The organism is Psychromonas sp. L1A2 (assembly GCF_009828855.1).
Lineage (GTDB): Bacteria > Pseudomonadota > Gammaproteobacteria > Enterobacterales > Psychromonadaceae > Psychromonas.
The window spans coordinates 1,719,527-1,733,223 of record NZ_WUAG01000001.1; the positions used below are offsets into that span (position 1 = coordinate 1,719,527).

The 13,697-nt window shown below is 37.0% G+C and carries 10 protein-coding genes; 5 read left to right on the forward strand and 5 right to left on the reverse strand.

What is annotated here, in order from left to right; all coding sequences use genetic code 11:
* The first annotated feature begins 178 nt into the window (after positions 1-178).
* Positions 179-1,033 (forward strand): bifunctional methylenetetrahydrofolate dehydrogenase/methenyltetrahydrofolate cyclohydrolase FolD, encoded by an 855-nt coding sequence (folD, locus tag GQR59_RS07405; protein ID WP_160061347.1) that lies wholly within the window; start codon positions 179-181, stop codon positions 1,031-1,033.
* A 164-nt stretch (positions 1,034-1,197) separates the two neighbouring features.
* On the opposite strand, the gene trxB is transcribed toward folD, so the two are convergent.
* Positions 1,198-2,148, reverse strand: a complete 951-nt coding sequence (trxB, locus tag GQR59_RS07410; RefSeq protein WP_160061348.1) for a thioredoxin-disulfide reductase — start codon at positions 2,146-2,148, stop codon at positions 1,198-1,200.
* Positions 2,149-2,474: 326 nt separating this feature from the next.
* On the reverse strand, positions 2,475-5,525 hold the full coding sequence (rne, locus tag GQR59_RS07415; RefSeq protein ID WP_160061349.1) for a ribonuclease E: 3,051 nt from the start codon (positions 5,523-5,525) through the stop codon (positions 2,475-2,477).
* Between the two features lie 326 nt (positions 5,526-5,851).
* Between rne and rluC the strand changes: the two genes are divergently transcribed.
* The 4 genes from rluC to GQR59_RS07430 all read left to right on the forward strand — a co-directional run bounded on the left by rluC (position 5,852) and on the right by GQR59_RS07430 (position 8,512).
* A complete protein-coding gene (gene rluC / locus GQR59_RS07420; protein ID WP_160061350.1) occupies positions 5,852-6,790 on the forward strand; it encodes a 23S rRNA pseudouridine(955/2504/2580) synthase RluC in 939 nt (312 codons plus the stop codon).
* 1 nt (position 6,791) lies between these two features.
* Positions 6,792-7,067, forward strand: a complete 276-nt coding sequence (locus GQR59_RS18905; protein ID WP_328600593.1) for an HAD hydrolase-like protein — start codon at positions 6,792-6,794, stop codon at positions 7,065-7,067.
* On the forward strand, positions 6,950-7,426 hold the full coding sequence (locus tag GQR59_RS07425; protein ID WP_328600617.1) for an HAD family hydrolase: 477 nt from the start codon (positions 6,950-6,952) through the stop codon (positions 7,424-7,426). The genes GQR59_RS18905 and GQR59_RS07425 overlap by 118 nt, the downstream gene beginning before the upstream one ends.
* A 108-nt stretch (positions 7,427-7,534) precedes the next feature.
* Positions 7,535-8,512, forward strand: a complete 978-nt coding sequence (locus tag GQR59_RS07430) for a glycosyl transferase family protein (RefSeq protein ID WP_160061351.1) — start codon at positions 7,535-7,537, stop codon at positions 8,510-8,512.
* A gap of 119 nt (positions 8,513-8,631) precedes the next feature.
* Here GQR59_RS07430 and GQR59_RS07435 read toward each other — a convergent pair whose 3' ends face one another.
* The 3 genes from GQR59_RS07435 to GQR59_RS07445 all read right to left on the reverse strand — a co-directional run bounded on the left by GQR59_RS07435 (position 8,632) and on the right by GQR59_RS07445 (position 13,661).
* The gene (locus GQR59_RS07435) at positions 8,632-9,510 is read right to left on the reverse strand and encodes a CsiV family protein (protein WP_160061352.1); all 879 of its coding nucleotides are present in this window, start codon (positions 9,508-9,510) and stop codon (positions 8,632-8,634) included.
* Positions 9,511-9,529: 19 nt separating this feature from the next.
* Positions 9,530-13,009 (reverse strand): transcription-repair coupling factor, encoded by a 3,480-nt coding sequence (mfd, locus tag GQR59_RS07440; RefSeq protein ID WP_160061353.1) that lies wholly within the window; start codon positions 13,007-13,009, stop codon positions 9,530-9,532.
* A 94-nt stretch (positions 13,010-13,103) separates the two neighbouring features.
* Entirely contained in the window at positions 13,104-13,661 is a 558-nt protein-coding gene (locus tag GQR59_RS07445) for a PilZ domain-containing protein (RefSeq protein WP_160061354.1), read from the reverse strand.
* Positions 13,662-13,697 lie beyond the last annotated feature (36 nt).

Consider the following 13,697-nt stretch of genomic DNA (forward strand, 5'->3'; position numbering starts at 1 on the left):
CAATCATAGCTGCTTTATAAAGCAGAATGCCACCATAAAAAAGGGCTGTGGATCAAAGAGTTGATTTTAACCTTAATTTTGCAGTTTAAGTTACTCATTTTTGCATCTTTGATGTGACATTTTAAGTGAGTTTTGCGACAATGGCGTCGAATTTTTTAACTAAAAAGAGTAATGTTTGATGTCTGCACAAATCATTGATGGAAAAGCGATTGCTGCTAAGGTTACTGATAAAGTAGCTATTGGAGTACAAGCCCGTAAAGACAAAGGGTTACGTGTACCTGGTCTGGCTGTAGTGTTAGTAGGAGGGGATCCTGCTTCACAAATTTATGTACAAAGTAAACGCCGTACCTGTGAGAAAGTAGGTTTCACTTCTAAAGCATTTGATTTACCAGCAACAACAACTCAACAAGATTTATTAGCACTTATTGATCAATTGAATGAAGATCCAAGCATCGATGGTATTTTAGTGCAATTCCCATTACCTGAAGGTTTAGATGAAACATCAGTGGTTGAACGCATTAAACCAGATAAAGACGTTGATGGATTTCACCCTTACAATGTAGGTCGTTTAGCACAACGTATCCCTTTATTAAGATCTTGCACACCACGCGGCATGATCACTATGCTTGAATCAATTGATATTGATTTACATGGTAAGCATGCAGTTGTAGTTGGCGCATCGAATATTGTGGGTCGTCCAATGACGTTAGAGCTTCTATTAGCTGGTTGTACAACAACAACTTGTCATCGCTTTACTAAAGACCTTGAGTATCATGTACGCCAAGCTGAGATATTAGTGGTTGCGCGTGGTAAAGCTAACTTTATTCCTGGTGACTGGATTAGAGAGGGCGCCATTGTATTAGATGTGGGTATTAACCGTTTAGACAATGGTAAAATCACTGGAGATGTAGAGTTTGAAGCGGCAAAAGAAAAAGCAGCTTGGATTTCTCCTGTACCAGGTGGTGTTGGCCCAATGACGGTAGCAACATTAATTGAAAATACATTATTCGCTTGTAATGAATACCATTCATAAAGCATTTGTTATAAAACGATATAATTAATAGCCTCATAATAAAAAAGACTGCAAATGCAGTCTTTTTTGTTTTTAACCTCAAGGCTTTATTGATAGTAACTTAATAATTAAAATCTGCTATCAAAAGGTATTGCTAGAGAACTGAAATTTTCTAGCAGAAAAGCTTATAAGTTATCTAAATATCTTTCAGCATCTAGTGCTGCCATACAACCCGTTCCAGCAGAAGTAATCGCTTGACGATAAATATGGTCAGATACGTCACCAGCAGCAAATACGCCTTTAATTGTTGTTTGTGTTGCGTTACCTTCACTACCAGTTTGCACTTTCAAGTAACCATGGTTCATTTCTAATTGATCAACAAACATATCAGTATTTGGTTTGTGACCAATGGCAATGAACACGCCCATTACTTCTAATTCTTCAGTCTTATCAGATAACGTGTCTTTTAAACGTAAGCCGGTTACGCCCATATCATCACCTAATACTTCATCTAAAGTACGGTCTGTATGTAACACGATATTACCGTTTTTAACTTTTTCATTTAAACGGTCTAATAAAATTTTCTCTGAACGGAATGTAGTACGGCGATGTATTAAATGTACCTCAGATGCAATGTTAGAAAGGTATAACGCTTCTTCGACAGCAGTATTACCTCCTCCAACAACAGCAACTTTTTGATTACGGTAGAAAAAACCATCACAAGTTGCACATGCAGAAACACCACGACCTTTGAATGCCTCTTCTGAATCTAGACCTAAGTAACGTGCAGAAGCACCTGTTGCAATGATCAATGCATCACAAGTATAAGTGCCAGTATCGCCTTTAAGTGTAAAAGGAGGCTTGGTCAATTCAACCTCATTGATATGGTCAAAGATAATCTCAGTATCAAAACGTAAAGCATGTTCTTTCATGCTTTCCATTAAACCAGGACCCGTCATATCAGCTGCACCACCAGGCCAGTTTTCAACTTCAGTTGTTGTTGTTAATTGTCCACCTTGTTGCATACCTGTAATTAATACTGGTTTAAGGTTAGCACGAGCTGCATAAACAGCAGCTGTATAACCTGCAGGGCCTGAACCTAAAATTAATAATTTGTTATGTATGGTTTCGCTCATATCGTTACCTTGAATAATGAAAAACAGATCAGTTAGTCTATAATACCAAAAGAATTAATAAGGTGATCATTCTTACTGGTTAAAATCACCCCTAACTGCGTTGTGAGTTTTGAAGTGAGAACAACTATCTCCTACAACTCACGCCTTATTAGTGTTAATTTTTCCTGCGCAATCTCTGATCACTTATTTAATTCTATTGGTATAACACTGACCTTAATAATTAATAAATTATGTTAATACTAAACTTTTAGTATACAAACTTCAGTAAAAAAAAACGGATACTTCATAGAAATATCCGTTCTTATCAATAGGTATTACCTACCAAGTTATAGTGACGTTTTTACTGTTTCACTGCTTGATTTATTGCTTGCAAATGAACTACCAGCTTGTTGTGTTGCTTTAACAATTGTTTGTCGTTCTGTTGCAGCAACAATCTTAATTTCTTTAGATAAGTCTAAAGGTTCTGAGATTGTTTTAACCATTGCTGATGTTGATTGACCTTTAGCAATACTGACAGTACCACTTTTACTTGGTGAAGCTGTCGTTGCTAATGGAGCGATAGGCTCTTCAATGGCTGTTTCAGTTACTTCAACTTTAGGTGCTTCAACAATTGCTTGAGTTGCCACAGGTGTTTCAATTTTAGGCTCTTCAACAATAGTTTCAGTTACTACTGGCTCTTCAACCTTAGATTCTTCAACAATTGCTTCAGTAACTACTTCAGTAGCTACAGGTGCTTCAACTTTAACTTCTTCAACAGTAGGAGCAGGAGTTTCAGTTTCAACTTGAGCAGTATTTTTTTCTACTTTTGCTGTGGTTTTAGCATTTTCAACTGGCAGTATTTTTTGTGCAGATGTCACCGGAGATTGTTCAACTATTTTCTGCAGCTGTTCAACTTCTTGTTGTGGTGTTTTGTTGTTCGCTATTTCATCAACTGTTTTAGCAACAGGAACGGTTGCTTTTACTGTTGATGTTTCAGCTTCTATGTTTGCATCTGTTTCTGGGTAACGGCTCGTAACAGCTTCAGCTTGCGGATCGTTTTGTTGATCACGTTTGTTACGTTGTCCATTGTTACGTAAATAACGTGAACGACGTTGTGGGATTTCAACAGGAGTATAGCCTTCATCATTAGTTGATGGGACGTTATCTGTTGACTCAGTTTCAACCGCATCTGTAACGACTGATGCTTGATTAGCTTCAACTTTTTTGGCCGCTTCAGGTGATTTTCTTACTTTAGCTTTTGGCTTTTTAGTTTCAACATTTGCTTTAGGTTGAGTTGCTGCATCAACGTTAGCATCAGTCACTTCTGTGTTTTTATTTTCAACTGCGCTTTCTACTGCGTTCTCAGGCTGTTGAACACGTACTTTTTTACGCATATTACGACGTTTACGACGCGCTACAACAACTTCTTGAGTATTGGTTTTCTCAGTATTATCTTGAGCAGGTTTTGCTTCATTCTCATACTTTTTAGTTTGTTGTGTAGGCTTGCGATCCGAAGGCTTACGATTACTGCGACGTTCAGCCGAATTATCTGCTGATTTATCATTGCGGTTATTACGATTACGGTTCGGATTACCTTTGGCGTTACGTGTATTACGCGGAGTGTGGCTCGGTTCAGCTTTTGGTTCTGGTTTAGGTTGAACTTCTTTTTTAGTTTCAACTTTTGAGTCGTCACTGAAGAATTTAACTATTGCATTAATAACTTTAGTCACTAAAGAATCTGAATTAACAGCTGCTTTTGTTTCTGTTGTTTTTTTAGCTTCAACTTTTACAGTTGGTGCCTCTTTAGTTGGAGCACTAAAACCACTTAGTAACGGCTCTTCTAGTTCTTCATGTTCTTTTTGAGCAATGTTAGGAATGTATACAGTATGTTGTTTTTCTAACGCATCATAATTGATGTCTTCTTTACCATCTTTACGAGTGCGTTTAACTTCGAAATGAGGCGTTAATAAGTTTGCATCAGGCACGATGTAAACTTCACATCCATGACGGTTTTCAATTTTAGCCACTGCTTTACGTTTTTCATTAAGTAAGTAAGCAGCAACGGCAACCGGAACACGAGCTTGGATTTGAACTGTATTTTCTTTTAAGCCTTCTTCTTCAATTAAACGAAGAATCGCTAAAGATAATGAGTCATTATCACGAATAGTACCTTGGCCATGACAGCGAGGACATACACGAGAAGCTGATTCACCTAGAGAAGGGCGTATACGTTGACGAGACATTTCCATCAAACCAAAACGAGAAATGCGGCCTAATTGGATACGCGCTCTATCTTGACGTACTGATTCACGCATTCTGTTTTCAACTTCACGTTGATGGCGTGCAGGTGTCATATCGATGAAATCGATAACCACTAAACCACCTAAGTCACGCAAACGCAGTTGACGAGCAATTTCTTCTGCTGCTTCTAAGTTTGTGTTGAATGCGGTTTCTTCAATATCTCCACCACGTGTTGCACGTGCTGAGTTGATATCGATAGAGGTTAATGCTTCAGTCGGGTCAATAACGATTGAGCCACCTGATGGTAAACGTACTTCACGTTGGAAAGCTGATTCAATTTGGCTTTCCACTTGGTAATGTGTAAATAATGGAATTTCACCTTGATATAATTTAAGGCGATTTACATAGTCTGGACGAATCATTTCGATATGACTTTTAGCTGTTTCAAAAGTCTTTGCATTATCGATAACAATTTCACCAATATCACGACGTAAATAATCACGGATTGAACGTACAATAACATTACTTTCTCGGTGAATTAAAAACGGAGCTGCTTTTGTTTTTGATGCTTGGTCAATGGCTTGCCAATGAGTAATTAAGACGTTTAAATCCCATTCTAATTCTTCAGCTGATTTACCAACACCTGCTGTTCGTACAATCAATCCCATACCATGTGGTAATGTAAGATCTGACAATGCTGCTTTTAATTCAGTACGCTCATCACCTTCGATGCGACGAGATATACCGCCAGCACGAGGATTGTTTGGCATTAACACTAAATAGCTACCAGCTAAACTAATAAAAGTGGTTAAAGCTGCACCTTTATTACCACGTTCTTCTTTTTCAATTTGAATTATAACTTCTTGGCCTTCTTTAATAACATCTTTGATGTTAGGGCGGCCTTTAAATGAGTATCCTTCTGGAAAATAGTTGCGGGCAATTTCTTTAAGCGGTAAAAAACCATGGCGTTCAGCGCCGTAATCTACAAATGCAGCTTCTAAGCTTGCTTCAACACGTGTAATTTTACCTTTATAAATATTTGCTTTCTTTTGTTCGTGACCAGGACTTTCGATATCAAGATCATACAGCTTTTGCCCATCGACTAGGGCTACACGTAACTCTTCTGCTTGAGTTGCGTTGATTAACATTCTTTTCATTTGTGAACTCTTGTTTAATTTTTTCGTTATTTTTATATGTACTAACTGTTTTTTGCATGCTGACCTCATGTCTGGTTATACAATCTCTCGACTGGAAGTATTCTGAGGTGCGTTAAAAGCGGATACAAATAGACTAAATTAAAATTAATTTAGTCTTGCAGCGTTACATTCTAATCATTTGATTTGCTTTCATAATAGTTATGCCTACCAGCGATTTTATAGTCATAAAATCACGAGGCATTAACTTTGTTATTGTCGCATTTATATCTACTTACAAGCAACAAAGTTTTTATATATTATGCGATCAGGCGTGATAAACTTAACGAATGGAACAGATAAATCACTCAGTACGCATTATTGACATCGCTCAAGAAAATGCACAACAACGCATCGATAACTTTCTTCGCTTACATCTTAAGGGCGTGCCTAAAAGCATGATCTATAGAATAGTGCGTAAGGGAGAAGTTCGAGTAAATAAAAAACGTATTAAACCAGATTACAAATTACAGGTTGGCGATAGTGTCCGGATTCCACCTGTTAAAGTTGACCCTGAAAATGCGTTACCATCACCTAAACTAAATAGCATTAAGAATTTAGAGTCAGAAATCGTTTATGAAGATGATGGTTTAATCATTCTTAATAAACCCTCTGGTCTTGCCGTTCATGGAGGAAGTGGAGTCGATTTTGGCGCCATAGAAGGGTTACGCGCATTACGCCCTGACGCCCGATTCTTAGAACTGGTACATCGTCTTGATAAAGCAACGTCGGGATGTTTATTAATTGCTAAAAAACGCAGTGTTTTACGTGCACTACATGAACAGCTTCGCCAGAAAACCATGAAAAAGCAATATTTTGCTTTAGTAAAAGGGCAGTGGAATATAAAAGACCGCTTAGTCCGTGAGCCGCTATTAAAAATTCCTCAAGATTCAGTGGTTAAAGTGAGCCCACTGGGAAAAGCATCAGAAACGCACTTTAAAATCGTTCAACGTTATGAGGGTGCAACATTGGTTGAAGCAAGCCCAGTAACTGGTCGAACACATCAAATTCGTGTTCATGCGGCTTGTAAAGGACACAATATCGCTTGTGATGAACGTTATGGCGATAAAACCTTTGATAGTAAAATGAAAGCATTAGGGTTGAATCGACTCTTTTTACATGCCGCTCACATTACTTTCTTTCACCCAGTGCTTGAGAAAAGAATGACGGTTAGTGCACCACTTTGTCCTCGTTTAGAGGAATTGTTAGGAAAATTACAACGAAGCTAATATGAAATATCAATTAATTATTTTTGACTGGGATGGAACTTTAATGGATTCCATTGATAAAATTGTTCTGTGTATGCAACAAGCTGCAAAACAACAAAAGCAGACAATACCAGATGGGCTGGCAGTTAAAAATATTATTGGTTTAAGTTTATGCAACAGTTGTTTCCTACATTGTTATTGGAAGATCAAGAAGCACTCGTTGAGGCTTATCGCGATCAGTATCATCGGATGCATGATATCGAGACGCCTTTTTATGATGGTATTGCAGAGTTATTAATTAACTTAAAAGAGCAAGGGTATACACTTGCTGTGGCTACTGGTAAAGGACGTAACGGATTAAACCGTATGATGAAGAAAACAAATACTGAACATTTGTTTTCTATGACAATATGCGCCGATGAATCTAACTCCAAACCCGATTCATTAATGATTCAGTCCTTATTAAAAGCATTAAATATAAAGTCATCAGATGCTTTAATGGTGGGTGATTCAAGTTATGATTTAGATATGGCTGTGAATGCTGGTGTTGATAGTCTTGGGGTTAGCTACGGAGTACATGGCCGCAATGTTTTATTGTTGTCTAAACCAATTGCAGTTGTTGATTGTTTAGTGACACAACTACCTGACTATATTTAATGGTTATATTGAGTAAAACTGTTAATTTAATGAACAGTTAGTAAGTCAAGATGGCAATAATTTTAAACTTAGTCTTTGTGAAGTATTCATCGATTAAAAGGAATGATAATGTTTAGTGAATATATTAAATTAACGGGTCGTGGTGAAAAAGGTCGCCGTCCTTTAACCATGGATGAATCAAAACAAGCTTTAACTGATTATTTAAATGGTGATGCAAGTTTACTGCAGCTAGCAGTATTGTTGATGTTGCAACGAGTTCGCTGTGAAACACCGGAAGAAGCAGCTGGATATATATCAGCACTTCGTACTAAAGTTTCAAATGATTGGCATACATTAACGCCAGATCTTGATTGGCCATGTTTTGCGGGCAAAAAAAGACAGCCGCCTTGGTTACTATTAGCGGCTAAGTTGCTTGCTGCCAATGGCGTCAAAATATTTTTACACGGTCACATGACAGTTGATTTAGTAAAATATCAAGTTGAGTCAGCATGTCCTTTACTTAATATTGTTATTGCTGACACTCCTGAAAAAGCCAAGATTGCATTAGAAAATGATTCATTGGTGTATGTGCCTTTATCTGCTTATTGTCCTGAGTTAATTGAATTATTGGCATTACGCGAGCAAGTCGGTTTACGTACTCCACTTAATACGGTTGCTAGAAGCATCAATCCAAGTAACGCACCTTATAGTATTCATGGTGTGTTTCATAAAAGTTATGAAAAGATTCATGCACAAGCAGCATTATTAAATAATGAACACAGTATTATTGCTTTCAAAGGGGAAGGTGGGGAAAGTGAAGTTAATCCTCGTGTTTCTACTTTGGCTTGTGGTGTAACGCAAGTAAATGGGAAAGCTCAGTATGTTGAGCAAGATTGGCCAACGTATTTAGAAGATTTCTCAGGTGCCCATACAGAAGTTTCTGCTGAATATTTGTTAAAAGTTTGGAATAAAGAGATTGAAGATGCTTACGGAGATGCAGCTGTTATCACTACCGTTGCAATGGTCTTAAAACAAATGCAACCCGCTAGCTCGCAAGATGAAGCATTACAAAAAGCGAAGCAGTTATGGGAAAGTCGAACTATTTAAGTATTTTCAATACTGAGAGTTTAAATAAAAAGGAAGCTAATTAGCTTCCTTTTTTATTTATTATATTAGGCTTATTAGAGTGACTTTATAATCTTTAATACGACTCAATATTTAGTAAATTATCTACGTATCTGAATAATAATACCGAATAAAGGGTGGTCTAAATAATGAATTTCTCCACTTTTTAGACGTCTAGTTTGATCAAATAAAGTTTCTGTTATTACTTTTTCAGTTCTTACCGTTCGTTTGGGTACAGATTCTTGAGCGACTACTTGTACTGTTGCTTCTGTATCGACCTCTGGCGTCTCCGTTGCAAGCACAGATACAGAAGATGAAACTGGTTTTTCTGTTTGTGTTCTAACAATGAGCTGTGCATCTATTTGTAAGTAACGTTGTACATAAATTAAAAAGTTACCATCTATTTCATATAGATCTTGAAGTGTCTGGTTCTTTTGAAGAGAAGCTAATACATCTAGTTTTTCAGGATCAGTGACAAGATCATTTGATGTTGTTGCCGTGGCCTTTTCAAGTCTGGCTGATTGAGGCATGTCTAATGCGTAGTTTTTACCAGCAAATAGATGGATTGGTAATGCATCTTGCTTATTTTGAATCGGCATACGCCACGCTGTATGCAATAATGGTGTGAATAGTTGATGGTTATTAAGTCTTCTAAGTTGTTCTTTAAGTCTTAATCCTTTCAATAGTATGAGCCTATTACCTTCTTTTACCATTTCGTTATCAGTTATTTGAACAGGGTTTTGCTTATGTAAGCATGGCTCACCTGCTAAACAATTTGTTGCTGGAGCTGCTTTTATGACTTCAAGGCGATCACGTTGTTTTAAATACACATTATTCTGATCTAATTGTTCACTGCTATTTTGAACATCAACATTGCGTTTAAACACGATTATTTCAACGTCGAACCAACGGTCTCCAGCTTGTACGTTGAATGAGCATGTTGTTGCGATAAGTAGTGGTAAAATATAACGTAAATTCAAAGTTTATCCTTTCTTGGATTTATTTAATAAGGTGTAATTTAAAGCTATCAAGTAATTGTTTCAACCAATTTAGGCGTTCTGCGCTATTTTCCAGAGCCATAGTGAATTTCAATTTACTTGGGCCGTCTAGTTTAAAGGTATTTGATTGAGTTTGCAGTAGTGAAACAAGAAACATCGGATCTACTTTTGAATGTTCAGTAAAGGTAACAGCACCGCCTAGTGCATGTGCTTCAATTCGTGCAATCCCCAATTTTGAACAACGTTGTTTAATAGCAGTTACCGCCACTAAGTTTTTAGTCGCGTCAGGCAATAAGCCAAATCTATCAATTAGTTCAACTTGAATCTCATTTAATTCATTATTATTTTTACTATTCGCAATACGTTTATATAAAGAAAGGCGCATATTAACATCTGGAATGTAATCATCTGGTATCAGTGCCGGTATGCGTAACTCAACCTCTGCTTGTGTGGCTAACAGGTGCTCTAAACTTGGTTCTTGGCCATTACGCAATGCATCAACTGCTTGATTTAACATGTCCATGTAAAGGTTAAAGCCGATACTGGTTATTTGACCTGATTGCTCATCACCCAGTAATTCACCTGCACCACGAATTTCTAAATCGTGCGTTGCTAGAGTGAATCCTGCTCCTAATGTGTTTAATGAGCCGATTGCTTGTAATCGTTTTTTAGCATCTTTGGTCATTAATTTGGGTGTTGGGGTTAATAAGTACGCATAAGCTTGATGATGTGAACGACCAACTCGACCACGTAATTGATGTAATTGAGCAAGACCTAAGTGATCTGCTCTATTAATAATAATGGTATTAGCCGTCGGAATATCAATACCTGTTTCAATAATGGTGGTACATACTAAAACGTTTTGACGCTGATGGTAGAAGTCAGACATGACTCGTTCGAGTTGCTGTTCATTCATTTGACCATGAGCGACTGAAATACGAGCTTGCGGTAATAAAACTTGTAAGTCAGCAGCTGCTTTGGCAATGGTTTCGACATTATTATGTAAAAAGTAAACTTGGCCACCACGCATAATTTCACGCGTGATAGCATCACTAATAGTTTGATCGGTTCTTTGCTCAACAAATGTTTTTACCGCTAAACGTTTAGCGGGTGGAGAAGCAATAATGGATAAGTCACGCATACCATTCATCGACATATTTAATGTTCGTGGAATAGGTGTTGCAGTCAATGTTAGAATATCAATTTGGGCGCGAAGACGTTTGATTTTTTCTTTTTGGCGAACACCAAAACGATGCTCTTCATCGATGATTAATAGTCCTAAATCGGCAAACTTAATGCCATCACTTAATAGTTTATGTGTGCCTATTAATATATCGATTTTACCTTCAGCCGCTTCTTGTAAAATAAGCTTCTGTTCTTTTGCTGTTTTAAAACGAGATAAAACTTCTATTTTAACTGGCCAGTTAGCAAATCGGTCACGAAAATTCTCAAAATGTTGCTGTGCAAGGAGCGTTGTTGGGACGAGCAAAGCAACTTGTCGTGCATTATCAGTGGCCATAAATGCAGCACGCATTGCAACTTCTGTTTTACCAAAGCCTACATCGCCACAAACAAGTCTGTCCATTGGTTGTGATGAGCACATATCTGAAATCACAGAATTAATAGAAAGTGCCTGATCATGCGTTTCTTCAAAAGGGAAGTCATCACTAAAGGCGGCGTAATTAGCTTGATTAAATTGGTATTTAAAACCTTTTTTCGCCGCTCGTTGTGCGTAAATCTCAAGTAACTCAGCGGCGACATCACGTACTTTTTCAGCAGCACGTTTTTTAGCTTTAGCCCAAGTATCGTTACCCAATTTACTAATAGGTGCTGTTTCAACATCACTGCCACTATAGCGTCCAATAAGGTGTAAGGAGGTGACTGGAACATATAACTTGTCACCACGTAGGTATTCAAGTGTTACAAATTCATTAATGCTGCCTGATACTTCAATCGTTTGTAACCCTAAATAACGTGCAACACCATGGTCTATATGAACAACAGGTTGACCTACTTTTAATTCAGCAAGGTTACGTACTATGTGTTCAGAACTTTCTTCGCTTTGGTTCTCTTTATTTTGACGTCGACGTTGAGTAATTTTACTGCCAAGTAATTCCGTTTCAGTAATAAAAGCAAATTGACTGTCGATGATTAAAAAGCTGTTCTCAACACGACTAACGGTAATAGAAACTTTGTTTTTACTTTGATTGCATTCACTAATGCTAGCAACTGACTTGATGGATAGTTTAAGGGGACTTAATAAGGTTAATAACGCTTCTTTACGCCCAGCAGACTCAACACTTAATAAGACTTTACCAGGAAAACCTTCAATGAACGCAGCAACATTTGCCAGTGGATTTTTATCTTTATGATGAATTTTTATATCTGGTAGGGTTGTTAGTGGTAAATTCGTTTTACCTGCTTTAGGCGCTGCAAAAGAATCTTGTTGTAATTGATACTTAGGAAACTCATTTAAGCGTTTAAAACATTGTTCTTGTCGTAAATAAAGGGCAATAGGTTGCAATAGAGGGCGTAATAAATCAACTCCTCGTTCTTCAAAGCGGTGTTCTATGGTTTTCCAGAAGTTATCAATTGCACTATTAATATCACCAACAATACAAAGGCGCGTTTGTTTAGGAAAATAGTCAAATAAGGTGGCAGTGTCATTAAAAAATAACGGTAAGTAGTATTCAATACCAGCTGGTAAGTTTGATTGAGAAATTTGCTGGTAAATAGAATCCGCACTTGTAGATAATTTCGAAGGAAATTTTTCACTATAAGCTGTTTTAAAATTCACTATAGCCTGTTTGTCCGTTGCAAATTCATGCGCAGGTAACATTTTAATTTCTTTTATCGTTGGTAATGAACGTTGTGTTTCAGTATCAAAAGGACGGATCGAATCAACTTCATCATCAAAAAAGTCAATACGATAAGGCGTATCACTGGCCATCGGATAAATATCTAACAATGAACCTCTAGCACAAAATTCTCCGTGCTCACGTACTTGGTCTACTGCGTAATAACCAGCTTCTTGAAGCTGTTCACGTAATATTTGTAGTTCTAGTTTTTGCCCTGTTTTAACCACTAACGTATGTTGTTTTAAATAACTTGGAGGCGCTAATCTTAATAGTAAAGTAGTGACTGGGACTATCAATATACCATTTGTCATGGATGGTAATTGATACAAGGTTTCTATACGGGTTGAAATAATATCTTGGTGAGGTGAAAAATGGTCATAAGGTAAAGTTTCCCAATCAGGGAATAATTTTACTTCAAACTTACCTTCAGCAAAATAAAGCAGCTCTTGGTGCAACTTAATAGCACTAGGCGTGTCATTAACCACAACTACTAAAGGGGACTTTTGAGGATTAGCTTCAGCGCATTGGTTAATAACAAAGCTTTGACTACTGCCAACTAAATTAGCAAGTTGTTGCGTGTCACTAGAAGATTTTAAAGGCGGTATATTAAGTAAGCTGTTCATATTATTGACTTATTTTCACTTTTTTTTTGCTAATTATAGAATGTGTTTATTTAACTATTCGATACAGAGCGAACAGTTAAATATAGTTATGAGTTTAGGTATTTAATTCACGCTGTTTAGCTCTGTTTTTTAGCTGTTGTGATTGTACATGTAGACTTGCTCTAATCAATAGCTCTCGATCTTGTTCGCGTATAAAGCTGTATGTAAAAGTACACTCTGTATCATTAATGTCAGACACGCTAGCATAACAGTAGATGGCTGATGACTCTTCAGGTAAAAATATTTTAAGACGAACATTATCATCTATTTTCAATGTGTTGCTATTTTTTATGATAATACTACCAGCACTAAATTTAATCGTTTGATGACGAGATTTTTCATCATCTTGTTGCGTCAGTACATAACTTAGTAGTGTATTGATTTTTTGATTCTGTGCTTGTAGATAATTCCATAGTGCTTGTGTATTATCGCTGTTTAATTTTAACGGCGCTAAAATGCTCGCATCGGCTTTTGCAAGATCACTTGCCATTCTAAATGGCCCGGGGATCTCTTCTTCAAAAGCGAGTTGATTAAGTGGTAAATCGCTTTTATCAATTGATTTTAAATTGATTGATAGTACATGCTTTACTAAAAAATATTCATTATTGTTCATATCTACAAACCAAGCTGTTATTGAATGATACAGAAA

What these genes read in the sequence shown, in the direction of transcription:
- GQR59_RS07430 (WP_160061351.1), top strand. Translation starts at nt 7,535, where the DNA reads ATGTTTAGTGAATATATTAAATTAACGGGTCGTGGTGAAAAAGGTCGC.
- mfd (WP_160061353.1), bottom strand. Translation starts at nt 13,009, where the DNA reads ATGAACAGCTTACTTAATATACCGCCTTTAAAATCTTCTAGTGACACG.
- rluC (WP_160061350.1), top strand. Translation starts at nt 5,852, where the DNA reads ATGGAACAGATAAATCACTCAGTACGCATTATTGACATCGCTCAAGAA.
- rne (WP_160061349.1), bottom strand. Translation starts at nt 5,525, where the DNA reads ATGAAAAGAATGTTAATCAACGCAACTCAAGCAGAAGAGTTACGTGTA.
- GQR59_RS07445 (WP_160061354.1), bottom strand. Translation starts at nt 13,661, where the DNA reads ATGAACAATAATGAATATTTTTTAGTAAAGCATGTACTATCAATCAAT.
- folD (WP_160061347.1), top strand. Translation starts at nt 179, where the DNA reads ATGTCTGCACAAATCATTGATGGAAAAGCGATTGCTGCTAAGGTTACT.
- GQR59_RS18905 (WP_328600593.1), top strand. Translation starts at nt 6,792, where the DNA reads ATGAAATATCAATTAATTATTTTTGACTGGGATGGAACTTTAATGGAT.
- trxB (WP_160061348.1), bottom strand. Translation starts at nt 2,148, where the DNA reads ATGAGCGAAACCATACATAACAAATTATTAATTTTAGGTTCAGGCCCT.